Source organism: Hymenobacter sp. BT18 (assembly GCF_012273015.1).
Lineage (GTDB): Bacteria > Bacteroidota > Bacteroidia > Cytophagales > Hymenobacteraceae > Hymenobacter > Hymenobacter lutimineralis.
In genome coordinates this window covers 1209779-1234605 of record NZ_CP050954.1, presented here as the reverse complement: position 1 = coordinate 1234605, position 24827 = coordinate 1209779, and the positions used below count along the sequence as shown (strand labels likewise).

General features: G+C 59.3%; 18 protein-coding genes. 12 read left to right on the top strand and 6 right to left on the bottom strand.

Annotated features, from left to right (window positions below; genetic code table 11):
- Window positions 1–91: 91 nt before the first annotated feature.
- A complete protein-coding gene (gene purB / locus HER32_RS05085) occupies window positions 92–1456 on the bottom strand; it encodes an adenylosuccinate lyase (protein ID WP_168681013.1) in 1365 nt (454 codons plus the stop codon).
- Window positions 1457–1615: 159 nt separating this feature from the next.
- On the opposite strand from purB, the gene HER32_RS05080 reads away from it, so the two are divergent.
- Window positions 1616–3751 (top strand): biosynthetic peptidoglycan transglycosylase, encoded by a 2136-nt coding sequence (locus HER32_RS05080; RefSeq protein WP_168681011.1) that lies wholly within the window; start codon window positions 1616–1618, stop codon window positions 3749–3751.
- Window positions 3752–3832: 81 nt separating this feature from the next.
- On the opposite strand, the gene HER32_RS05075 is transcribed toward HER32_RS05080, so the two are convergent.
- From HER32_RS05075 to hemG, 3 genes are all read right to left on the bottom strand, one after another.
- Window positions 3833–4759 (bottom strand): TerC family protein, encoded by a 927-nt coding sequence (locus tag HER32_RS05075; protein WP_168681009.1) that lies wholly within the window; start codon window positions 4757–4759, stop codon window positions 3833–3835.
- Window positions 4760–4822: 63 nt separating this feature from the next.
- The gene (locus tag HER32_RS05070; RefSeq protein ID WP_168681007.1) at window positions 4823–5617 is read right to left on the bottom strand and encodes a polyprenol monophosphomannose synthase; all 795 of its coding nucleotides are present in this window, start codon (window positions 5615–5617) and stop codon (window positions 4823–4825) included.
- A gap of 18 nt (window positions 5618–5635) precedes the next feature.
- Entirely contained in the window at window positions 5636–6988 is a 1353-nt protein-coding gene (hemG, locus tag HER32_RS05065; RefSeq protein WP_168681005.1) for a protoporphyrinogen oxidase, read from the bottom strand.
- Window positions 6989–7055: 67 nt separating this feature from the next.
- On the opposite strand from hemG, the gene HER32_RS05060 reads away from it, so the two are divergent.
- Window positions 7056–7601, top strand: coding sequence for a D-glycero-alpha-D-manno-heptose-1,7-bisphosphate 7-phosphatase (locus tag HER32_RS05060; protein WP_168681003.1), 546 nt, complete (start codon window positions 7056–7058; stop codon window positions 7599–7601).
- Between the two features lie 416 nt (window positions 7602–8017).
- On the opposite strand, the gene HER32_RS05055 is transcribed toward HER32_RS05060, so the two are convergent.
- A complete protein-coding gene (locus tag HER32_RS05055; RefSeq protein ID WP_168681001.1) occupies window positions 8018–8170 on the bottom strand; it encodes a hypothetical protein in 153 nt (50 codons plus the stop codon).
- Between the two features lie 91 nt (window positions 8171–8261).
- Window positions 8262–9665, bottom strand: a complete 1404-nt coding sequence (locus HER32_RS05050; RefSeq protein ID WP_168680999.1) for an arginine decarboxylase — start codon at window positions 9663–9665, stop codon at window positions 8262–8264.
- Between the two features lie 285 nt (window positions 9666–9950).
- Here HER32_RS05050 and HER32_RS05045 point away from each other — a divergent pair, with 285 nt between their 5' ends.
- The 10 genes from HER32_RS05045 (at window position 9951) to HER32_RS05000 (ending at window position 24820) form a co-directional block, all read left to right on the top strand.
- The gene (locus tag HER32_RS05045; protein ID WP_149072726.1) at window positions 9951–10925 is read left to right on the top strand and encodes an arginase; all 975 of its coding nucleotides are present in this window, start codon (window positions 9951–9953) and stop codon (window positions 10923–10925) included.
- Window positions 10926–11034: 109 nt separating this feature from the next.
- Window positions 11035–11475 carry a YbaY family lipoprotein gene (locus HER32_RS05040; RefSeq protein WP_168680997.1) on the top strand — a complete coding sequence of 147 codons (441 nt, stop codon included), beginning with the start codon at window positions 11035–11037 and terminating at the stop codon, window positions 11473–11475.
- A gap of 268 nt (window positions 11476–11743) precedes the next feature.
- The gene (gene argS / locus HER32_RS05035; protein WP_168680995.1) at window positions 11744–13537 is read left to right on the top strand and encodes an arginine--tRNA ligase; all 1794 of its coding nucleotides are present in this window, start codon (window positions 11744–11746) and stop codon (window positions 13535–13537) included.
- Between the two features lie 140 nt (window positions 13538–13677).
- Complete coding sequence (locus tag HER32_RS05030; RefSeq protein WP_168680993.1) at window positions 13678–14259, top strand: TIGR00730 family Rossman fold protein; 582 nt, start codon at window positions 13678–13680, stop codon at window positions 14257–14259.
- A gap of 215 nt (window positions 14260–14474) precedes the next feature.
- Window positions 14475–14978: a glutathione peroxidase gene (locus HER32_RS05025; protein ID WP_232066389.1), complete on the top strand. Its 504-nt coding sequence runs from the start codon at window positions 14475–14477 to the stop codon at window positions 14976–14978.
- A 58-nt stretch (window positions 14979–15036) separates the two neighbouring features.
- Window positions 15037–15708, top strand: a complete 672-nt coding sequence (locus HER32_RS05020) for an HAD family hydrolase (RefSeq protein ID WP_168680991.1) — start codon at window positions 15037–15039, stop codon at window positions 15706–15708.
- A 27-nt stretch (window positions 15709–15735) separates the two neighbouring features.
- Window positions 15736–16671 carry a 1,4-dihydroxy-2-naphthoate polyprenyltransferase gene (locus tag HER32_RS05015; RefSeq protein WP_149072732.1) on the top strand — a complete coding sequence of 312 codons (936 nt, stop codon included), beginning with the start codon at window positions 15736–15738 and terminating at the stop codon, window positions 16669–16671.
- Between the two features lie 460 nt (window positions 16672–17131).
- Window positions 17132–18964, top strand: coding sequence for a cellulase family glycosylhydrolase (locus HER32_RS05010; RefSeq protein ID WP_168680989.1), 1833 nt, complete (start codon window positions 17132–17134; stop codon window positions 18962–18964).
- A gap of 81 nt (window positions 18965–19045) precedes the next feature.
- Entirely contained in the window at window positions 19046–21040 is a 1995-nt protein-coding gene (locus HER32_RS05005; RefSeq protein WP_168680987.1) for a 7TM diverse intracellular signaling domain-containing protein, read from the top strand.
- 606 nt (window positions 21041–21646) lie between these two features.
- Entirely contained in the window at window positions 21647–24820 is a 3174-nt protein-coding gene (locus tag HER32_RS05000) for a SusC/RagA family TonB-linked outer membrane protein (RefSeq protein ID WP_168680985.1), read from the top strand.
- Window positions 24821–24827: the final 7 nt, after the last annotated feature.

Here is a 24827-nt window from a genome sequence, read left to right as displayed (position 1 = left end):
CATGCCTAAATGCAACGAAGAACCTCACCATGCTCGTTCTTAAAGCATGATAAGGTCCTTCGCTGTGCTCAGGATGGTAAAGAAACAAGGGCTACACGCCTACGTAGTTGCTGGGTGAAATAACCCGCAGTTCCTGCTTCACCGCTTCGCTCACGTTCAGGGTCTCGATAAATTCCCGGATGGTTTGCTGGGTGATGGCGCCCCCGGTGCGGGTGAGGGCCTTGAGGGCGTTATAGGGGTCGGGGTAGTTTTCGCGGCGCAGGATGGTTTGCACGGCTTCGGCTACTACGGCCCAGTTGTCGTCCAGGTCGCGGCGCAGGGCGGCCTCGTCGAGGGCCAGCTTATCGAGGCCGCGCTGCAGGGCGGTGAGGGCAATGAGCGTGTGGCCCAGGGGCACGCCCAGGTTGCGCAGCACGGTGGAGTCCGTCAGGTCACGCTGCAGGCGGCTGATAGGCAGCTTGGCCGAAAGGTGCTCCAGCACGGCGTTGGCCAATCCCAAGTTGCCCTCAGCGTTTTCAAAGTCGATGGGGTTAACCTTGTGCGGCATGGCTGAGGAGCCCACTTCGCCGGCCTTAATGGTCTGGCGGAAATAACCCAGGGAAATGTACTGCCACACGTCCCGGGCCAGGTCCGTAAGGATGGTGTTGAGGCGCTTCACTCCGTCGCAGAGGGCCGCGAGGTGGTCGTAGTGCTCAATCTGGGTGGTAGGAAAGGAGCGGTGCAGCCCCAGCCGGTCCTGCACGAAGTGCTGCCCGAACTCGTGCCAGTTCACCTGCGGATACGCCACGTGGTGGGCGTTGAAGTTGCCGGTAGCTCCCCCGAATTTGGCCGCGAAGGGTACCTGGCTCAGCAGTTCCACCTGGGCATCGAGGCGGGCCACAAACACCTGAATTTCCTTGCCCAGACGGGTGGGGGAGGCGGGCTGCCCGTGGGTGCGAGCCAGCATGGGCACGGCCTCCCAGTCCTTAGCGCGGCTGGCCAGCTGGTTGCGCACCTGCGCGTAGGCGGGCAGCAGCACCTTCACCACGGCGTGCTGCAGGCTGAGCGGAATGGCGGTGTTGTTGATATCCTGGGAAGTGAGGCCGAAGTGAATGAACTCCAGGTACTGGCCCAGACCCAGGGCCGTGAACTTGTCGCGCAGGAAGTACTCCACGGCTTTCACGTCGTGGTTCGTTACCTTTTCGTGGGCCTTCACGGCTTCGGCGTCTTCGGCCGAGAAGTCGAGGTAGATCTGACGCAGGTCCGTGAAAATGTCCTTGGATACCTCCGCCAGCTGGGGCAGGGGCAGCTGGCACAAGGCCACGAAGTACTCTACTTCCACCAGCACGCGGTAGCGAATGAGGGCCAGCTCCGAGAAGAAGGCGGCCAGGGGCACGGTTTGGCGGCGGTAGCGCCCATCCAGCGGCGACACGGCGGTGAGAGCAGAGAAAGAGGTAGTATCGGTTGAGGCAGACATGCGTATACGAAAAAGACCTGACGCGCCAAAGGTACACAATGGCCTTGGCGCCCGGGTAGCCCACGCGGCGCTTTTCCCTACCTTTGTGTTCCGAGCGGCGGCGGGTTCGGCACGAATCTGGCAAGGCCCGGCCGCGACTGTCCCCCTCTGTTTGTGCGCGTGAATCCAGCAACGAAGAAAAAAATAGGTATTGGTGTAGGTGCGGTAGTGGCCCTGCTGGGTATTGCCCTGGCCGTGTTTCTGCTCAAGCGCCAGGAGTTGCTGCAGTATGCCCTGCGTGAGGTGAAAGCCAAGGTGGAGAAGAAGTACCCCGTGACCCTCACGCTGGGGCCGGCCCGCTTTACCGACCTGAACACGGTGCGCATCGACGGGGTGACGCTGGTGCCCACCGGCCAGGATACGCTCCTGCAGGCCCGGCGCATCAACGCCTCCATCTCCCTGAAAACCCTGTTTGCGCGTCGTCCGGTGTTCAGCGACCTGCAAATTGACTCGGCCCGCGTAACTGCTCAGAAAACCGCTACAACCAACAACTACGCGTTTTTCTTCGCCAAGAAGAAGCCCACAGTCAAGCGCGATACTACGCAGGGAGCAAACTACGGCCTGCTGCTAAACCAGCTGCTGGAAACGGCTTTCGACAACGTGCCCGGCGAGGCCGACTTTCGCAGCTTCCTGGTAACGTACCGCAGCCCTGAGCACAACGCCACGCTCACCATGCCGCGCTTCGCTATTGAAGACGGCGACCTGACCGGGCAGCTCACGGCCGACATTGACTCCGTAGTAAACACCTTCGGGCTGCAGGGCCACATTGAGCCCGGCGACTATGCCCTGGATGCCAAGGTATACGGCCTGGAAGGTCGGCCGGTGGTGTTGCCCTACGTGCAGCGCCGCTACGGGGCCCGCGTGCAGTTTGACACGGTGCGCGTGAGCTTGTCCGACAAAGACTTGGACGACGACCAGCTGACGGTGCGGGGCACGGCCTGGGCCCGTAACTTTGTGGTAAACCACCCCAAGCTGGCCGACCACGACGTGCGCTTCCCGCGCAGTGGCATCGACTACGTGCTGACGTTGGGCAAGGCCTACGGGGCCGTAGAGAAAGGTACCAAGGTTACGCTCAACCAGATGGAGTTTTTTCCGGAGGTATCCGTGCGCAAGCTGCCTCGGCAGCAACGCGTCATGAACGAAGCCAATGGGGTAGAGTCGCCGGATGAGATGCTGGCGGGCCTGCAGGTGAAGGCTAACATCGTTTCGGGCGAAACCAAGGCCAACGACTTCTTCTCCGCCCTGCCCCAGGGCATGTTCAGCACGCTGGAAGGCACCCAGGGCGAAGGCACGCTCACCTACCGCCTCCTGGCCGACCTGGACATGAACCAGCTCGACAGCCTCAAGTTCAGCTCCTCCCTCACGGGCAAGAATTTTCGCCTCACGCGCTTTGGCCGCGAAGACCTGAGCAAGCTAAATACGCCTTTCGAGTACACCGCCTACAACGACAAGGGCGACTCCATTAAAACCTTCCAGGTGGGGCCGCCGAACCCTAAGTTCGTGCCCTTCGACCAGGTGGCTCCTTACCTGAAATACGCCATCCTGACGGCTGAAGACCCGCGTTTCTTCACGCACAAAGGGTTTATGGCCAAGGCTTTTGTGAAGTCCATTATTCAGAATATCAAGGAAAAGCGGTTTGCCCGGGGCGGCAGTACCATTTCCATGCAGCTGGTGAAGAACGTGTTTCTGACCCGGCAAAAAACCGTGACGCGCAAGATTGAGGAAGCCCTCATTGTGTGGCTGATTGAGAATACCCGCGTGGCCACCAAGGAGCGGATGATGGAAGTGTACCTTAACATCATTGAGTGGGGTCCAAAAATCTACGGGGTGAAAGAAGCCGCGCAGTTCTACTTCAGCAAGGAGCCCAATGAGCTGAACCTGTCCGAAAGCCTGTACCTGGCCAGCATTATTCCGCGCCCGAAACGCTACCGACTTGGCTTCAACAATTATGGCGAAATGCGTCGGAGCGCCCGGTATTTCCACCGGCTTATCGCCCAACTGATGGCCCGCAAAGGCTACATCTCACAGGCCGAGTATGAGGGCTTGGGCTACTCCGTGAACTTCAGCAACCCCAGCCGCATGGGCTTCGTCCCCCGCCCCGATACGACCCGCACCGTGGTGGCCGCCGACTCCGCCCAGTACCAGCCCCTGAATTTGATAGACCTGCTCGGTGGAGGCGCCGATGAGGGCGTGAACACCAACACGCCCGCTGAAGAAGGTGGCGCCGCACCCGCGCAGGCTCCCACCAAAAACTAAGCAGCTACTGTGTGCTGTAAAAAAGGCCCCTTCTGCTGATCCAGAAGGGGCCTTTTTTAGTGCGTTATACGGCTAAGGCATTTACTCTTCTTTCTTCGGCAGGGGGCGCAACAAGGACAGCACCACCGAGCCCAGCAGCAAAACACCGACCACGCCCAGCGAAATACTCATGGGCACGTGCACAAACTCCGAAACCAGCAGCTTACCGCCGATAAAGACGAGAATCAGGGCCAGTCCGTAGTGCAGGTAGTGAAACAGCTGCATCAGGCCGGCCAGGGCGAAATACAAGGCCCGCAAGCCCAGCAGCGCAAATACGTTGGAGGTAAACACGATGAACGTGTTGCGGGAAACCGCCAGAATAGCCGGAATGGAGTCGGCGGCAAAGACGACGTCGGTGGTTTCCACCATCACCAGCACAACAAAGAGCGGGGTAGCAAACAGCAGCTTTTCCTTGCGCACGAAAAACTTGCCGCCTTCCAGCTTGCTGGTGATGGGCAGGTGACGGCTCAGAAACTTTACTACGGGGTTGGCGTCGGGGTCAATTTCCGGCTCCCCGGCCGAAGCGGCCATTTTTACCCCGGTATAGACCAGGAAGGCACCCAGCAGGTACAGCAGAAAGTGAAATTTGGCCAGCAGGGCCGCGCCCACCAGAATAAACACCGCCCGCAGCACCAGGGCCCCAATAATTCCCCAGAACAGGATTTTATGCTGGTATTCCTGCGGCACCCGGAAGTAGGTGAAAATCAGCAGAAAAACGAACAGGTTATCGACGCTCAGGGACTTCTCGATGAGGTAACCCGTGAGAAATTCCAGGGCCGGTTGCCGGCCCATGGTGCGTAGCACCAGGTAGTTGAAACACAGGGACAGTACAATCCAGAAGGCGCTCCAGCCCAAGGCCTCGCGCATTTGCACCACGTGGGCCTTGCGGTTGAAAACCAGCAGGTCGAGGAGCAGCATAGCCAGCACAAAGGCCGTAAAAGCCGCCCAGAACAAAGGAGTATTTTCCATGCAGCAACAAGCTACGCCCAACTGCTATGTGCGGCCGGGCGAAGTTGAAGGTAGCAGAAAATCTTAGCGGGTTTCGGAAGCCGAGGACAAGGGAGGCGTTGCAACAGGCAGTGGCGCCTGCGTTTCGGCCCGGTCGAAGCGCCGGAACAGGCTGCTCAGCTTCATTTGCACCACGCCCAGCAAGGCTTCCTTGAATATGCCCTTGCTCATCTTAGACGCACCGCGGGTCCGGTCGGTGAAAATAATGGCCACTTCCTTGATGCGGAAGCCATATTTGAAGGCCAGCCACTTCATCTCAATCTGGAAGGCGTAGCCGATAAAGCGGATTTTTTCGAGCGGGATGGTGCGCAGCACCCGGGCCGTATAGCATTTAAAGCCGGCTGTAGCATCCATGATGGGCATGCCCGTAACCAGCCGCACGTAGGCCGAGGCGAAGTACGACATGAGTACCCGGCTCATGGGCCAGTTCACTACATTCACCCCGTGGATGTAGCGGGAGCCAATGGCCATGTCGTAGCCTTGGGTGGCGCAGGCATCGTAGAGCTTGAGCAGATCCTCGGGGTTATGCGAGAAGTCGGCGTCCATTTCGAACAGGTAGCTGTAGCCGCGGGCCAGCCCCCACTTAAAGCCGTGCAGGTACGCCGTGCCCAGCCCGAGCTTGCCTGCGCGCTGCTCCAGAAACAAGCGGCCAGAAAACTCCGGCATCAGGTCGCGCACTATCTGTGCCGTGCCATCGGGTGAGCCGTCGTCGATAATCAGGACATCAAACGGCTTCGCCAGCGAAAACACTTTGCGAATGATGAGCTCGGCGTTTTCTCGCTCGTTGTAAGTTGGTATAAGGACGAGCGAATCGTTCATTTGGCCAAATATACTAAGTCAGGCGGTGGAAGCCGCCGAAATTTTTCCGGCAATCTGCCGCGCATATCGCACACAATCGGGGACGGAGATGCCTGCCTGCCAATTAGACACCACTTGCAGACCTTGGGTTGCCAGCTCGGCCGCGGCCGCCCGGGCCGGAGCCAGGTTGGCATCGGCCTGGGGTATAGCCCGCTCCCACACGTAGCGGCGCTGCCACTGCGGAGCCGGGGCCGAAATGCCGTAGAGCCGACATAGTTCCTCGTGCACGCGGGGCAACATAACCGCCTCGGCATCGTGGGCTTTGCCGGGGGACTGCGCGCCGCCTACAAACGTCGTGAACAGCACTTCATCGGCGGGGCAGCGGTCGGGGTAGAGGGAGCTGCTCCAGATGCTGCCGGCCGCATACGTGCCTTCTACTTGCGGGTGCAACGCCCCGAAGCCGTGGAGCGCGTGCTGCACATCGGCCCGCCGGTAGGCCGTGTGTACGGCCGTCATTGGTGGGTAGTAAACGGCCCCTATAAGGGCTGCCTGGGCCGGAAACAGAGGCTGCAGCAGTTCGGCCGCGACGTGAGCCGGCAGGGCTATCAGCACTTGGGAATAGGTCCGATCCTGAAAGGCACCGCTGGGCGTACTCACTTGAAAGCCGCCCTCGGCAGTACGGGTAAGCGCCGTTACGGGCTGATGGAAATACACGTTTCCGGCTAGCCGGGCCGCCAGCGCATCGGGTAGGGCCTGCAGGCCACCGCGCAAGGAAACGGTACGGCGGCGCTGCCCTACGCCGGCTTTGGCCAGGCCGCGCAGCACCGAGCCGTGCTGCTGCTCCAGCTCTACCAGCTTGGGAAAAGCCTCCTGCACCCGCAGCTGGGTTGGGTCGCCGGCATAAATACCCGCCACAAAGGGGTTAACGGCATAGTCGACTACCTCCTGGTTGAAGCGGCGACGGAAAAAAGCAGCTACAGTTTCCGTAGCATCGGGGGGCGCGGCGGGCCGGGTCAGCTCACGCAGAATGCTAAGCTTGGTTTTCCAGCTAAAGAAGCCGGACGCCAGCAGCCCGGGCGGCGAGGCCGGCAGCTTACGGTACTGTCCCCCGCGAAGGATGTAGCGGTTGGCCCCCACGCCCGGCGGCGGATCCTGAATCTGGCCGGTTAAGTCCAGCTCGCCTATCAGCTCTTCCAGCTCGGGCGAGAGTAGGAGGGAGTTTGGGCCCAGCTCGGTGGTGTAGCTGCCTTCGCGCCGGCTGCGCATGTTGCCGCCCGGCTCGTCGGCCGCTTCAAACAAGTCAACGTCCACGCCGGCCTGGTTGAGGTAATAAGCGGCGGTGAGGCCCGTGATGCCGCCCCCCAGAATGGCAATGCGCGTCGGTGTAGGCATTGGGTGTGCAGATAGGATACGGTGCAAAAGTACGCCCGCCTGCACCAGGAATCCGTAGTTTTGCCCCATGATTCCTGGTAATTCCTTGGCGCCGCCCGCGGGCAAAGCCGTTTTTCTGGACCGCGACGGGGTGCTGAACCGTGAAATGGGCGACTACGTGTGGCGCCCGGCCGAGTTTGAGGTGCTACCCGGCGTGCCCGAGGCGCTTCAGCTATTGAAGGCCGCTGGCTATTATCTTATCGTGGTTACCAACCAGGCGGGTATTGCCAAGCAACTCTACACCGCCGCCGACGTGCAGGCCTGCCACGCCAAGCTGCAGGCAGCCTGCGGCGGGGTGTTGGATGCCCTGTACTTTGCCCCGGCGCATCCGTCCGTCTCGGAATCATTGCTACGCAAGCCGGATTCGCTGATGCTGGAAAAAGCCATGGCCCGGTTCCACCTCAACCCTGCCTCCTGCTGGATAGTAGGCGACCGGCTGCGCGATATGGAGGCCGGAGCCAAAGTAGGCGTGCCCGGTATCCTCGTCGGTGCTACGGAGCCGGTGGACTATGCCCGGCAGGCCCCCGACCTGCTGGCCGCCGCCAGGCTTATTCTGGAAGTATCGGCAGTATAGCTAACGACTAAGCGGAAACAGCACGTCCCCTTTCTGCTCGGTGCAGTAGGGGGACGTGCTGTTTTAGGAGCGATAAACGCTACTGCTGGGGAGTAGGGGCAGCAGTGCTGGCCAGCACGGCGGTGGCGGAGTGCGTAGCGGGCTTTGTAGAGGAGTACGCGGGGCATTTGGTACGGCACGAGGCCAGGCCGGCAAGTCCAATACAAGCCATGAAAAGCAGCTTCTTCATGATTAAATGCAAAGAGGGGAAATTGAGCAAATGGCGAATGCCTTCTTGTCGCTGAAGGCAAATCCTGCGCTAAATGTTCCCGGTTGCCCGGTAATCTTTAATCAAGCAGAAAAATGGCAAACGCAAAAAGCCGGTTCCTGCTCTAGCAGAAACCGGCTTTTATCCTATAGCCCTGGGGCTGGAAAACTTACTGACGCTCGGTGCTCGTAGCGGTGCTGGCGGAAATAGTGGAGGAAACGCGGTTGGCTTCCTTCGTGCTGGTGTAAGCGGGGCACTTGGTGCGGTTGCAGGCGCCCAGGCCTACCAGCGCCACCGAGGCGAGAATCAGTAATTTTTTCATCGTGCGGGCAGAAAAGTTATAGTAGAAGAGCAAGTCCGAAACCAAAAGTACAATTCAGCGGCCGGTGCGGCAAGCATTTACCGCAAATACCTTAGGCCTGATACCCCAGAATACGCATCATCGACTCTCCGCTCTGCTGCTCGGCAAACACGTAGTCGGTGAGGGTACCATCGGCGTCCCGGTCCAGAATCACCATTTTGGGGGCCGGAATCAGGCAGTGCTTGATGCCGCCGTAGCCCGACAGGCTTTCCTGGTAGGCGCCAGTATGGAAAAAGCCGACGTACAATGGCTTGGGGTCTTTGGCCGGTTTGCGCTCGGGCAGAAACACCTGATAGATGTGCTTTTCGGCGTTGTAGTAGTCCTGAGAGTCGCAGGTGAGGCCGCCCAGTTGGATTTTCTTGTACTGCTTGTTCCAGCCATTCAATGCCAGCATAATAAAGCGCTGGTTGAGGGCCCAGGTATCCGGCAGGTTAGTGATGAACGAGCCATCAATCATGTACCACAGCTCCTTGTCGTTCTGTAGCTTCTCATCGAGAATGGAGTAGATAGTCGCCCCGGACTCGCCCACCGTGAAAATGCCGAACTCCGTGAAAATGTCGGGCTCGGGCACGCCTTCTTCCTGGCAGATGCGCTGAATGGTGCGCAGCACCTCCTCAATCATGTAGGGGTAGTCGTACTCCTTCTGGATGGACGTCTGGATGGGCAAGCCGCCCCCAATGTCGATGGTCGTCAGCGTGTCGCAGACCTTGCGCAGCTCGCAGTACTGGTGCACAAAGCGGCTCAGCTCCGACCAGTAGTAGCTGGTGTCCTTGATGCCGGTGTTGATGAAGTAGTGCAGCATGGTGAGCTCAAAGCGCGGGTCGTGCTTGATTTTTTGCTCGTAAAGCGGAATGGCGTCGGCGTAGCGGATGCCCAGGCGCGAGGTGTAGAACTGAAACCGTGGCTCCTCGTCGGACGCCAGGCGCATGCCCACGCTGCACTTCTCCCGCACGTTGTCGTGGTAGTAATCCACTTCGTTGGGCGAGTCAAGAATGGGCATGCAGTTCACGAATCCGTCGTTGATGAGGCGCGTGATTTCGTGCTTGTACTCGTCGGTTTTGAAGCCGTTGCAGATGATAAAGGTGTCTTTCGAGACTTTGCCTTTGGCGTGCATGGCCCGGATGATGTTGGTATCAAACCAGGACGAGGTTTCGATATGAACCCCGTTTTTCAGGGCTTCTTCCACTACAAAGCTAAAGTGCGAAGCTTTGGTGCAGTAGGCGTAGGAGTACTTGCCCTGGTAACCGGTTTTCTCGATGCCCACCCGGAACCACTCCTTGGCGCGCTGGATCTGAGAAGAAATCTTGGGCAGGTACGTCAGGCGCAGGGGAGTGCCGTGCTTTTCCACCAGGGCCATCAGGTCGATGTCGTGGAAGCGCAGCTCGTTTTGCTCTACGCGGAACTCCTCGGTGGGAAAATCAAAGGTCTGGGAAATCAGGTCGTGGTAAGTATCCATGTGGGGTCTTGGGGTCTTGGGGTCTTGGGGTCTTAGATTCAGGGTGTTGAATAGGGTGTTGAATAGGGTGGAGCCGGAAAGCTCTACAATTATCCAAGCCCCCAAGACCCTAAGACCCCAAGACCCTATTATCTTGCGTGGGCAAAGATACCCCGCCTGCGGGGTTTTGGTTGTGCTTTGTTCGTTGGTTGCGCCGGAAGGTCCGCGCGCGTCAAGCCTGAGAGGACCCCACCCGCTCAATCGGCAAGCATCTAAACCACCTAACCTCTTTCCTGCCAATGTAATATGCGACGCATTAAGCTTCTGGAAGTACGGTCCGAACTCGGCGCCGGAACCCGTGGTGCCAGTCTGGGCATTGATGCCCTGAAGGTAGCCTGCCTCAACAAGGGCTCCGATTACTTCCGTCGGTTCAACTCCGTGCAAGTGCCGGACCTGAACCACGTGCTCTTCGACAAAACCCATTTTCCGAAGGCCAAGCACATCGACTCCATTTATACCGTGCAGAAGGGCATTGCCGGCGCGGTGGAGCAAACCCTGCGCTTTGGGGAGTTTCCGCTGGTCTTGGCCGGCGACCATAGCAACGCCTCCGCCACCATTGCGGGCATCAAGGCGGCTTATCCCCACAAAACCCTGGGCGTAGTGTGGGTAGATGCCCACGCCGACATTCACTCGCCGTATACTACGCCCTCCGGCAACATGCACGGCATGCCGCTGGCCATCAGCCTGGGCGATGATAACCGCCAGTGCCAGCGCAACCAGCCCGAGCCCGAAACCGAGTTTTTCTGGCAGCGCCTGAAGAATCTGGGCGAACCAGGCCCCAAAATCACCCCCGACCACCTGGTGTACGTGGTGGTGCGCGATACGGAGGCCGAGGAAAACGCCATCATCGAGCGGCTCGGCATCAAAAACTATAAGCTCGACGAAGTAAAAGCCAAAGGCACCCGCCGCGTGGCCCGCGAAATCTATGAGCGGCTGCGCTTTTGCGACATGGTGTACGTGAGCTTCGATGTGGACTCCCTGGACTCCCGCTTCTCGAAAGGCACCGGCACCCCCGTAGAAGAAGGCCTCAACGTGGAAGAAGCCATCAGCCTGTGCCGTGCCCTGCTCGACAACGACCGGGTGGTGTGCTTTGAGATGGTGGAAATCAACCCCACCCTGGACTCGGAGAATACCATGGCTACCAATGCCTTTGATATTCTGGAAGCCGCCACCGACGCCATTCAGCGGCGCCTGCGGCTGGAGGAAGTCGTGAGCCGCTAAATAAACTAGCTGGCCCGGCTTAGTCAGAAGCTTGATTTCTTGGCAAACAGGAAAAAGCGGATACATTCGTGCCTAGCGCTGCGGCTGTATCCGCCTACTGGTTGTCTCCATGAAAAACTGCCTGCTCTTGTCCTTGTTCGCCCTGCTATTGTTGGCTTCCTGCACGACCATGCCGCCCGCGGCCGGCAGCGGCGGCAAGCCTACTGCGGCGGTGGCCAAGGACTCCATTACCGGCACCGTAACGTACCGGGAGCGGATGGCCCTGTCGCCCACGGCTGTCGTGCGGCTGCAGCTGCAGGATGTGTCCCAGCCGGGCGTGGCGGCTACCGTTATCGACTCGGTTACGCTGCGGCCCCAGGGCCGGCAGGTACCCCTGGATTTTGTGCTGCGCTTCGACCCCAGCCGCATTCAGGAAAACATGACCTACGCGGTAGAAGCCCGGATTGAGGACGCCGGGCAGCTGATGTTCCGCACCGATGTAGCTTACCCGGTGCTCACGCGGGGCAACCCCAAGCAAGTGCAGCTCATGCTGCGCCGGGCCAGCCGCTAGCCTGCGGGGCTCAGCTGCAACTTTTTGGCGGCCATCCGGCTGGGCTTTCTACCTTTGCGACGGCAGCAGCCAACGTCCGTCGCTGCCCATCCTCTCATGAAGCCACGCCCCCAAATTCAGCTCCAACGACGATTCTAGCGTAAGCTGCGCCCCCGGCCGGATTGCTCCGGTGCCCGGTGGCCGCGGGTTACGCTTGGTCTGCTTGCTACTTTTTCGGGGGGACTGACCTGCTGGCGGCCCCGCTTCATCTTCGCATTTCGCTTTTTCCGTGCAACAACTCGAACAAACGCTCAAAGCCGCCCTGGGGGCAGCCATTCAACATGTTTTCGGTCAGGAAGTACCCGCCAGCCAGCTCACGTTGCAGCCCACGCGCAAGGAGTTTGCCGGCCAGTTTACCCTGGTCACGTTTCCCTTCACCAAAACGCTCGGCAAGGGCCCCGAGCAGATAGGCCAGGCAGTAGGGGAGTGGCTGGTAGCCAATGCCCCGCTCGTGCAAGGCTACAACGTGGTGAAAGGCTTTCTGAACCTTGAAATTGCCGATGCCGAGTGGGTGAAGGTATTCGACCAGCTCCGGCAGCTGCCGGCGGGCACGCCGGTAGCCACGGGCGGCCCCCAGAACGTGGTGGTGGAATACTCCTCGCCCAACACCAACAAGCCCCTGCACCTGGGCCACCTACGCAACAACTTCCTGGGGTACTCCGTGGCTGAGATTCTGAAGGCTACCGGCGCTACCGTTACCAAAGCCAACCTCGTCAACGACCGGGGCATTCACATCTGCAAGTCGATGCTGGCCTACCAGCACTACGGGCAGGGCGAAACCCCGCAGAGTGCCGGCATCAAGGGCGACCATCTGGCCGGTAAGTACTACGTGCTGTTTGAGAAGCACTATCGGGAGCAAATCAAGCAACTCGAAGCCGAAGGTGTACTGCCGGAGGTAGCCAAGCGCCAGGCTCCCATGATGCTGGAAGCCCAGGACATGCTGCGCGCCTGGGAAGCCGGCGACGAAGAAGTGGTGAGCCTGTGGAAGCAGATGAATGGCTGGGTGTACGAGGGTTTCAATGAAACCTACCAAACCATCGGTGTCGATTTTGACAAGTACTACTACGAGTCGGGCACCTACCTGCTAGGCAAGGAGCGGGTAGAGGAAGGCCTGCAGAAGGGTGTGTTCTTCCGCAAGGAAGATGGCTCGGTGTGGGTAGACCTGAAGGAAGAAGGCCTCGACGAGAAGCTGCTGCTCCGCGCCGACGGCACCTCCGTGTACATGACCCAGGACTTGGGCACGGCCGAGCTCAAGTACCAGGATTTCCACTACGACCTGAGCGTGTACGTCATTGCCGACGAGCAGAACTACCACATGCAGGTGCTGAAGGCCGTGCTGAAAAAGCTGGGCAAGCCCTACGCCGACGCCATCTACCATCTTAGCTACGGCATGGTAGATCTGCCCTCGGGCAAGATGAAAAGCCGGGAAGGCACCGTGGTGGACGCCGATGAGCTGGTGCGCGAAGTAGTGGAAGCGGCCAAGGCGGCCACCCTGGAGAAAGGCAAAACCGAAGGCCTCACCGAGCAGGAAGCGGCGCGGCTCTACCACATGCTGGGGCTGGGTGCGCTGAAGTATTACCTGCTCAAAGTAGACCCCAAGAAGCGTATGCTCTTCAACCCCGAGGAGTCGGTGAGCCTGGAAGGGCACACGGGGCCGTTCATTCAGTACTCGCACGCCCGTATTTCCGCCATCCGGCGCAAAGCCGCGGAGCTGGGCATTGCCGAAGACGCCCCGCTGGCTAGCATCACCGAGCTGCATGCTACCGAGCGGGAGTTGGTGCAGGAGCTGGCCCGCTACGCCGCCGTGGTAGCCGAAGCCGCCCGCACCCAGTCGCCTGCCGTGGTAGCGCAGTACGCCTACGACGTAGCTAAGGCCTATAACCGGGTGTACACCGAAGTAGAAGTCTTCCGCGAAAACGACGCTGCCAAAAAGGCCTTCCGGGTGGCCCTGTCGGCTCAGACGGCGCAGGCCATCAAAGCCAGCATGGGCCTGCTGGGCATTGAGGTGCCGGAGCGGATGTAGTTTAGCACCGGCCGAGCAGTGAATTTTGACCGAATAAGTCCTTGGCGTAAACCTCACGCCAGGGACTTATTGTTTGTTTATGTAACGGAGAGCAGCGGGCCGGCGCATGGTCTGGTTTTGCTTCTCCCTAATCACCGAAGATGAAAAGTGTAGCCGTGTATTGTGGCGCCAGCAGTGGCAGCAACCAATTGTTTACCGACCAAGCCCGGCTGATGGGGCGCATCCTGGCCGAGCGTAACCTGACCCTGGTGTACGGGGGTGGCCGCGTAGGGCTGATGGGCACCATTGCCGACAGCGTGCTGGAGCACGGCGGACAGGCCATAGGCGTGATTCCCGATTTCCTGGCCGATAAGGAGCTGGCTCATACCGGCCTCACGCAGCTGCACGTGGTAACCAGTATGCACGAGCGGAAACTGAAAATGGCCGAGTTAGCCGAGGGCTTCGTGGCCATGCCCGGGGGCTACGGCACGCTGGAAGAGCTGTTTGAGGTGCTTACCTGGGGGCAGCTGGGTTTGCACAAGAAGCCCGTAGCTGTGCTCAACGTGGCTGGCTACTACGACCACCTGCTCCGCGCCCTCGACCATATGGCCGACGAGGAGCTGCTGCGCCGCGAAAACCGGAGCCAGCTCCTGCAAGCTGCCGACCCTGCCACACTATTGGATCAGATGGACCGCTGGCAGCCTATCGATGTAGAAAAATGGCTTACGCCGCGTACCAGCTAACCTAGCTGGCTGGTAAAGACTTGGGTAGAGAGAAAAGCCTTATCTTCGGGTAATGCAGCCGGCACCCTGCCAGGGGTAGTATCTTAGCGGCTGCAACACACATCCGCCCTCTCCACCGTTCTTGTATGAAATTTACTCTACCCGTCCTATTGCTCTCGTTGGCCGCCTGCGGGCTGTCATCTTCCACCTCTTCTCAGAAACCGGCAGACGCTCCCATGAACCCTACCACCGAAACCGCCACCCCTGGCTCCGTTTACGATTTCACGGTACAAACCATTGAGGGTAAGCCCTTGCAGCTTAGCCAGTACCGCGGCAAAAAGCTGCTGATCGTGAACACGGCTTCGGAGTGCGGCTACACCCCACAGTACAAAGAGCTGGAGGAGCTCTACAACAAGTACAGCGACCGGGTGGTGGTGCTAGGGTTTCCGGCCAATAACTTTGGCGGGCAGGAACCCGGCACCAACGAGCAGATTGCCACCTTCTGCGAGAAAAACTACGGGGTAAGCTTCCCGCTGTTTGCCAAAGTATCCGTAACCGGCGACGACACGGCTCCTTTGTACCGCTTTCTGGCCGATAAGTCGAAAAACGGCGCCGTGAGTGACGCTCCCACCTGGAATTTCTGCAAGTACTTAGTGAATGAGCAGGGGCAGGTAGTAGCCTTCTACCCGTCCAAAGTAAAGCCCATGAGCGACGAGCTGGTGGCCGCCATTCTAAAGTAGCTTTTCCTTATCTGGCCGTGCATTGCCGTAGCACACCGCCGGCCAGTCTGCACCTTACATGATTCGTACTGTCATTTTTGATATGGACGGGGTTATCGTCGATACGGAGCCCGTCCACCGCTATGCCTACTTTCAGCACTTCGCCGACCTCGGTTTCACCCTGACGGATGAGGAGTACGCTCAGTTCACGGGCGCTTCTACCAAAAACGTGTACCAGCAGCTTCAGCAACGCTTTGCGCTGCCTCATGCGGTGGAAGAGCTGGTGCTGGCCAAGCGGGCCCGGTTCAACCAGGCTTTTGATGAGCAGCCGGGCCTGGAACTGCTGGCTGGGGTACATGCCCTGATTGAAGACCTGCATGCCCACGGAATGCAGCTGATTCTGGCTTCCTCGGCTTCCCGCTCTACCATCGACCGGGTGATGCGCCGGTTCAATCTGGGTTCCTACTTCGCGCACTTAGTGAGCGGGGAGGAGTTTACCCGCTCCAAACCCGACCCCGCTATTTTTGAACACGCCGCCAGCCTGGCAACCGGGCCAAAGGCGGAGTGCGTGGTCATTGAGGACTCAACCAACGGCGTGGCGGCGGCCAAAGCCGCCGGGCTTTTCTGCATTGGCTACCGCAGTGAGCATTCCAATTTGCAGGACTTAAGCCAAGCCGACCTGGTAATTGAGCATTTCAACGAGTTGTCGGCCTCCAAAGTGGCGGCCCTACAGCCCGCGCTGATGCCCTAGCAAGCCCCCGTTGCAGTTTCATTTTTCATGACCTCTCCTTCTTCTGCTTCCGCTGTTTCGGGTACACCTGCCAAAGCCTGGCTTTCTGCTTTTCGACCCCGGACCTTGCCTTTGGCGCTGGCCAGCATCATGGCGGGGGGCTTTCTGGCTGCCAGCACCGGGCAGTTCCGGGGCTCGGTGGTAGGCCTGGCCGCGCTGACTACCGTACTGCTGCAGATTCTGAGTAACCTGGCCAACGACTACGGCGACTCTCAGAACGGGGCCGACAGCGTCCACCGGGAGGGCCCGCTGCGGGCCGTGCAAAGTGGCGCCATCAGCCCGGCGCAGATGAAGCGCGGCATGACCGTGTTCGGAGTACTTTCTTTGCTGAGTGGGCTGGCGTTGCTCTGGGTAGCCCTGGGCACGGCCGGCCTCTGGATTTCGGGCGCGTTTTTGTTGCTGGGACTGGCTGCTATCTGGGCGGCCGTAAACTACACGGCTGGTGCCAGGCCTTACGGATACGCGGGCCTTGGCGACCTGTCGGTGTTTATCTTCTTCGGCTTGGTGGGCGTGTGTGGTACGTATTTTCTGCAGGTACGTACCTTGCCTTGGCCAGTACTACTCCCGGCAGCTGCGCTGGGCTGTTTCGCAACGGCCGTGCTCAACGTGAACAACATCCGGGATATTCGCTCAGATGAACTGGCAGGCAAGATTACCATCCCCGTGCGCCTAGGGGCACGCCATGCCCGCCGTTACCACTGGCTGCTGTTGCTGCTGGGCTTTGGCTGCGCAGTAGTATACGTGGCGCTTACGTACCATTCGCCGTGGCAGTGGCTGTTTGTGGCCGCCGCACCGCTACTGCTGCGTAATGCCTGGCAGGTGTGGCAGCGTCAGAACTCCCGGGAACTAGACCCTCTGCTAAAGCAAATGGCGTTGACTACCCTCGTGTTTACCTTACTGTTTGGGGTAGGGCAGTTGCTGTAACCTCCTTGCCTTCCTGCGGATGGCTGAGTGGCCACATTTTTTTGTCGGTCCACACATTGTTTTTTTGGCCGGTATGGAAAGCGCCCGGGCAGGCCATATTGCCTGCCGTCAGTAGCCTGACGGGTAGTTTGCGTGTGGGCTAACAGTATAGCTGCGGGGTGGGTAGTAAGCGTAAACCCGTGCTATCGGGCCGCAAACGCGGATATAGATTTGCTTTTTCCGCACACGAAGCTTTATTTTGATCTGCTGCCTTTCGGCTGCTTGCCGACTTGTGGGATACTGGGTGCGTATTTTTTCCAGTATCCTGCAATCGATTAAGTAACCTTTAGGAGTCTCCCCGTATTCCTGGTCTTTTTCCAGTCCTGGGCGCCGCCGGCGTCGGGTTGGGAAAACTATATCCTCGGAGAGAGGCAGTATTATGATTAAGATAAGCAGGTGGAGCCCGGTGGCTCGCGGTAGCGTGGCCTTACTGCTGGGCGGGCTGCTGAGCCTCGGGGCCCGGCCCGCCGCAGGGCAACTGTTGCGGGCCCAGGGCCCCGATATGGTAAATGGGCGGGGCGATAAAGTAGTATTGCGCGGCGTAAATGTGGGCGGGTGGCTGCTACAGGAAAGCTACATTCTCCGCACCGGTTCTCTGAACTCCCAGGGGCAAATACAGGCAGCTTTGCTGCGCACTATGCCGGTGCAGCAAGTAGAGGATTTCTACCGCCAGTACCGGAAAAACTTTGTGACCAAGGCCGACATTGACTTCCTGGCAGATCAGGGCTTTAACTGCGTGCGCGTGCCTTTTCACTATGATCTGTTCCTGACCTCTACTCAGCGCCGGTTACGCTACAAAGCCTTGCAGGATCCCGGGCAGCTTACAGCCTACGCCGATTCCCTGGCGGCCTGGAATGACCGGGGACTGTTATTTACCGGTCAGAGCTTGGAGGGCTTCCGGCACCTGGATGAGGTGCTCCGCTGGTGCCAGGCCCGCAACCTCTACGTCGTACTCGACCTGCACGCCGCTCCCGGCGGCCAGGGCGTCGACCGCAACATCAACGACAACCTAGTGCCCCTGGACCTTTGGAAGCGCCGGGATGCAAAAGGCCGGCTGGTGTACCAGGATGCTACCGTACAGCTCTGGAAGCAGCTGGCGGCCCGCTACCGGCAAAACGCCAGCATTGCCTTCTACGACCTGATCAATGAGCCGCACGGCTTAACCCCGCAGAACGGCCTGAGCGCCGACAACCAGGAACTGCGCGCCCTCTACGTGCGCCTGCTGGAGGCCGTCCGGAGCCAGAACGACCAGCACTTGCTGATGCTGGAAGGAAATGGCTACGGCAACGAATACACAAACCTCACCCCGGATAAGCTCCCCGAGCCGCTGCGGACCAATCTGGTTTACAACGCGCACCGCTACTGGTGCAGCAACGAACCCACATCCAGCGACCCAAACCCCAATCAAATCAACACGTTCCAGAATCTGGCCGCTTTCCGCGACAAGTGGCAGGTGCCGGTATGGGTAGGGGAGACGGGGGAAAATGCCAACGAGTGGTTTGCCGCCGCCGTAACGGAGCTGAATAACCTGGGCATTGGTTGGTGCCACTGGAACATTAAGCGGGTAGATGCCACTACGGGCATCTTCTCCGTGCCTGCCTACGGCAGCATTCTGACCTCGGCGGGTCGTAAGACCCTGCTGCGCAATGTTCAGGTCAGGCACAGCAAGGTGAACTGGGATGTAGTACAGGCCCTGCTGCGGCCGGCGGAAGGGGGGCGGGCCTTTGCCCCGCAGCAACTGCCCGGCCGCCTGGTTGCCGCCGACTACGACATGGGCCGGGCCGGCTCAGCTTACCATGACACCTACGCGCAGCGCACGGAGTTTGGGCAGCCGGAAAGCTGGAACCAGGGCCGTCAGTATCGCAACGATGGCGTGGACATAAGCCCGGTGGCCGACCCCAAAGCCCATAACGTGGCCGTAGACATGCTGGAACCCAACGAGTGGGTGCAATACTCGGTTGAGGTGACGCAGCCGGGCTTCTGCCAGCTGCAGGCGCGGGTGGCCAATGCTACGGCTACAGTGGCCCGGCTCCAGCTGCTGCTGGATGGACAGCCGCTGGCCGAGCTGGTGGTGCCGCCCACGGGTCCCGGCGACGTCTGGACAACGCTAACGCTGCCTGCCAAAAACCTGCCCGCTGGCGCCCACCAGTTACGTCTGGTAACCAAAGAACCCGGTGCCCGCATCAGTTGGGTGCTGTTTGAGCGGGTACCATTGCCCAAGGCCTCTGCGCCCGTTTCCGGAACGATGCAATAGGCGGGAGCGGTTTATCCGCCCGGCTGGCAGTGCCCGGCCGCAGTGGCAACAACGTTGGGTTTAGTAAATTGGGTGCCTCTTATGATTCCCACTATGTACACTTGGTTTTACCAGTCCTCGTTTACCGCCCGGCTCCTGGTCGTTTTAGGAATGCTGCTGGGCAGTGGCCTAGTGCGCGTCCAGGCTGCCCCGCCGGTAAGCCGCGAAGATACCCTGCGCCTGCAGAAGGGACTGGGGGAGCTGTTCATCGACCCCGGATTCTACAGTATTCTGGAAGATGCCTCCAATACGCTTACCGTAAACCAGGTAAGCCAGGAGCCTTGGAGTAGCCGCTTCAATGCGCTGCATCCGGATAGTCGGGCCATCCGCAACACCAGTTCTACTTATTGGATGCGCGTGACCCTGTACAACACCAACCGTGGGGCCGGGCAGCACTGGTACCTGGAAACTTTCGACTCCCACATTGGGGCCTTAACGTTTTACCGGCCCAACGGCACCGGCACCTACGACAGTATACAGACGGGGGCCAATCTGCCGTTTGCCTCTCGCCAGTATCCTTACAAAAACTATTTGTTTCCGCTGCCGCTGCCCCCAAGCCAGACGCAGACGTACTACCTGAAGTTTAAATCCTCTTCCAAAACCAGCTTCCTGTCGCGGGTGCGGAATGAGCAGCTGCTGGCGGCCCACACCCAAACGGAATATGGCCTGCTGGGTGGCTTCTATGGCATTCTGTTTATTATGGTGGTGTACAATCTGTGCATCTACCTCTTCATTGGTGAGCAGACATACCTGCGGTATGTGCTTTATGTGCTGAGCTGCAGCCTGCTGTTTCTGTCAGAAGACGGTCTGGGCTTTCAATTTCTTTGGCCCAACTGGCCCTGGCTGAACTCCCTGGTGAATACGGGCACACCGGTACTGCTGCTGCTTACGTTCAGCTACTATGCCCGCATGTTTCTGGATGCGCCCCAGCAGCTCCCGCGCTACGACCGGCTCACCCGCCTGGTAGTGCTGACAAGCGTGGGCCTGCTGCTGTTGGACATGCTATTCTTGGAAACAGGCTTCGGCTTTTGGCTGTACCTGCTGCCTTATGGCATGATTTACTATGCTGCCCTGCAGGTATACTGGAAAGGCTTTCGGCCGGCACGCTATTTTCTGCTGGCCCACGCCTTAGTGGCTATCAGCGTCCTTTTCCTGATTACGCGTAAGCTGGGTATCAACTTCTTTACCAACGCTTTCACCGTCTACAGCATGAACATGGCCCTCATTCTCGAGGTAGCGGTGCTGTCGTACGCGTTAGGTGACAAAATCAAAGCCATTAAGGATGCCACTATCCGGGCCCAGGAAAAGCTGGTAAAGCAGCTCCGCAAACGTCACCAGGCCCAGGACCAATTGGTAGAGCAGCTTCGCCAAAACCAGGAACTGAAGGATCAGCTCAATACTGAGCTAGAAGAGCTGGTCGCCAAACGCACCGAGGAGCTGCGCCAGCAAAGCGAAACGATTGTGGCCCAAAACCGGGAGCTGCTGCAGGCCAATGGCCTGCTGGCTTTGCAGTCGGCTGCCATCGAGAAGCTCAATACCGACCTGCAGCGCGACTTACACCAGACGCAGACTGCCCGGGTGCTTTCCAAGGAAGTTGATTTCGGGGAGTTCAGCCGGATTTATCCTGATAAAGAGGCCTGCCTGGTGTACCTGGCTGACTTGAAGTGGGCGCATGGGTACCGTTGCCGTAAATGCGGGCACGAAAAGTACTGCGACGGGCGGGAGCCGCATTCCCGGCGGTGCACCCGCTGCCGCTACGTCGAGTCGGCCACGGCCTACACGCTTTTCCAGAAGTGTAAGTTCTCTATCGTGAAGGCATTGTACGCTGTCTTCCTGATTCATACGCACAAGGGCACGTACTCTTCCCAGGAGCTTTCCCGCGTGCTGGAGCTGCGCCAAGCAACCTGCTGGAGCTTTATGCAGAAGGTGTTGGAGGCTATGCAGCGCCGTCGCCAGGCCCCCGACTACGACGAAAACGAGGGCTGGACCCACGTACTACTGGATGATACGGTGCCTGTGGAAGAAGAGCAGGACTAAGGCTGGGCTGCTTAGGTAAGTAATTACTTACTCGGGTTTAGGGTAGTTGTGCCCGATCAAAATGGAACGGAGGAAAAAAAGATAGAAAATGCGGGCTAAGCCCGCATTTTTTTTGTTGTTTTTTAGCCGAGTATACTTGGACGAATAAAAGGCATTTGCAGGCTATACAGGCTATATAAGTGTGGGCTAAGCGTGTGTTGTAAGCGTAACGGTTTTTTGTGTTGTAAGGTAAAAAACCTCATTTGGAGCGTTTTGGGCGGGTTTTGACGCTTGCATTTGCCAAACAATCACTGAATATTTGACCCACTCTCTCAGCGCTCCGCACCTGTTTCTTCCGGCCGCCACTACGCTATCTTCTGGTTTACACACTGTCCGCTGCCTATCAGCTGGTAGTTCCAAGAAATAGGAAGAGTAGGGCCTGCTGTTCAGCGGAGACAACGCCAAGTATGGTACCCGCGGGAAGCTTTACTATCTGCTTTCCCTCTGCTCTCCTGATGGCCCGCAATCGATGGCGGGTAGCTGCAATGACTTGATCCATGGCTGGCTGAACGGAGTGTTCATTGGCCTAAATTCCTCCTGAACTTACCCTTCCCAAAACCTACCTTCATGACCCAACACTCTTACGCACAACTACTTCAGAGGGCGGCGTTTCTGACCGTTCTAGGGTGGCCGGCTCTGGCACTATCGGCGGTGGGCAGCCCAGGGCTGTCAGCTCCGCTGGCCGCCACTTTTCCTTCCCGTTTAGCCGATGTAACGGTATCCGGTAAGGTATTACAGGAAAATGGTACCCCACTACCCGGCGTTACGGTGGTTGTGAAGGGTACTACCATGGGTACCACCACCAATTCCGATGGCACCTACCTGATTACGGCACCCGAAAACAGCACGCTGGTGTTCAGCTTTGTTGGGTTCGTGCGGAGAGAGGTGACCATGCCCGCGGGAGGCTCTACCAGCCTGAACGTGACGCTCATGGAAGACACCCAGGCGCTGAGTGAGGTAGTGGTAGTGGGCTATGGTACGCAGGAGCGTACCAGCGTAACAGGCGCCGTAGCTTCCGTAACGGCCAGGGAAATTGCTTCCCAGCCCGTAGCCGATGCTACGCAAGCCCTGCAGGGCCGGGCAGCTGGTGTAACGGTTACCTCCAACGGGGGCGCCCCGGGTGGGGCCGCCGGTACGTCGGTACGGGTGCGTGGTATTACGTCGGCGGGCAACAACAACCCCCTGTATGTAGTAGACGGTTTCCCGTTGCCGGAAGGCGGCGAAAACCAGCTGAACGCCATCAGCCCCAACGACATTGAAACCATTGACATCCTGAAAGATGCTTCGGCCACCGCCATTTACGGGGTGCGCGCAGCCAACGGGGTAGTTATTATCACCACCAAGCGCGGCAAAGCCGGCGTGTCCAGCATCAACCTAGATGCCTACCGCGGGGTGCAGCAGGTGTGGCGCAAGCTCAGCCTGCTCAACGCCGAGGAGTATGCCGTTATCAACAATGAGGGGCGCCTGGCAGCCGGCGAGCCGATCGTGGTAGACCGGTTGAAGAATCCGGCGGCCTTGGGCGAGGGTACCGACTGGCAGGACGAGGTGTTCCGTCGTGCGGCCATCCAGAACTACTCACTATCGGCTACGGGCGGTAGCGACGTTGCCCGGTTTGCCGTTTCGGGTAGCTACTTCCAGCAGGATGGTACCATCGTGGGCTCGGACTTCGAGCGGTTTACGCTGCGGGCCAACGGCGACCTACAAGTGAACCGCATTCTGAAGATTGGCAACAGCATCTCGCTCACTCACCTCAACGACCGGCAGATTACCTCCAATAGCGGTAACTACGGCACGGTGCAGCAGGCCATTCGGATTCCCGCAATCATCCCAGTGTACCGCCCCGACGGCTACTACTACGAGCCCCGGGCTACGCAGGACAACTTCATTGAGGAAAACCCACTGGCCTCGGCTACCATTACTAACCAGCGCTTCAAGCGCAACCGGGCCCTCACCACGTTCTTCGCCGAGCTGGAACCCATCAAAGGTTTGCGCTTCCGCACCAACGTGGGCGCCGACTTTATCTTCGACCAGTACAACGCCTTCCGGCCCGGCGTACCCGTCCTGATAGTGACGAAGCCTGACGGCACACCTGAAACGTTTACCACGCGCTACGCCCAGGCTACGTCTGGGGCCTCGGCAACTGCCTCTTACGCGCCCAGCTACCTGATTGAAAACACCCTCAACTACGACCACCTGTTTGGCGACAAGCACCAGGTAACGGTGCTGCTGGGGCAGTCGGCTCAGGAGTTCAACTACAGCAACGTAGAGGCCTACCGCCGGAACTACGCACGCAACGACCTGCAGGGTATTAACTCGGGTCCCCGCGACCCCCTGTTTGGCTCCACGGCAGGTCGCATCCAGGTACCTTCGCACCTGGCCAGTTACTTCGGTCGCCTCAATTACGAGTTTGCCGGTAAGTACCTGTTCCAGGCCGTTGCCCGCTACGACGGCTCCAGCGCCTTCGCACCCGGCAAGCAGTTCGGCTTCTTCCCCGGCGTTTCGGCCGGCTGGCGTATCTCGGAAGAGGACTTCATGAAGGACAACCGCGTGATCAGCAACCTGAAGCTGCGCGCCGGTTACGGCCGGGTAGGCAACCCCAACAACGCAGACCGCTTCCAGTACCTGTTCGTCGTTAACCCTAACATCAGCTACCCCCTGGGAGCAGTGCAAAGCCCGCAGAACGGCGCGGCACCCACCCGCTTGTCGAACCCAGAACTCCGCTGGGAGACTAACGACCAGATTAACGTCGGGGTGGACGTAGGCTTCCTCGATAACCGCTTCGAGGCCATCATCGACCTCTACAACCGGAACTCGCCCAACCTGATTGCGGGCGTGCCCGTGTCGCTGGTATCCGGTACCTACGAGTCGGTACGGCGCAACGCTGCTTCGGCCTACAACCGCGGCATCGACTTTGCCCTGACCTCCCGCAACGTACAGAACGCGGGTCGGGGCCTGAACTGGACGTCCAACCTCACGCTCACGGCCTACAAAACCAAGCTCGAGAAGCTGGGGGCAGGGGAGCCTTACAGCGACCTGGCCGGCTTGAGTGGCAACATTCTGCGCTACGACGAAGGCGTAGCCTTCGGCTCCTTCTACGGCTTCGTGGCCGACGGCCTGTTCCAGACGCCGGAAGACGTGGCCAGCCACGCCACCCAGCCCGGCGCGGCCCCCGGCGACATCCGCTTCAAGGACGTGAACGGCGACAAGGTCATCGACGACAAAGACCGCACGTTCATTGGCAATCCGAACCCCAAGTTCACGTACGGCCTGAACAACACGGTTACGTGGATGGGCTTCGACCTGAACGTGTTCCTGCAAGGCTCCCAGGGCAACAAGATCTACAACGACAACCGCGTTATCCTGGAAAGCGCCCTGTACAACAGCAGCAACGGCAGCACCCGCGTGCTCGGCCGCTGGACGGGCCCCGGCACCAGCAACGACGTGCCCCGCGCCTATAGCGGCGCTAACTCCGACCCCAACCGTAACCTGCGCGTGTCGTCGTACTTCCTGGAGGATGGCTCCTACATGCGCATCAAAGTGCTGACGCTGGGCTACACCCTGCCCGAGTCCATCATGGGTCGCCTCAGTGCCAAGCAGTTGCGCGTATATGCCTCGGCTCAAAACCTGCTGACGCTGACCAAGTACACCGGGTTTGACCCCGAGGTTGGTTCGCGCGGCGTTGACCTCGGAATCTATCCGCAGCCGAGAACGTTCTTGGCTGGCATCAACTTCGGTTTCTAATTCCCCC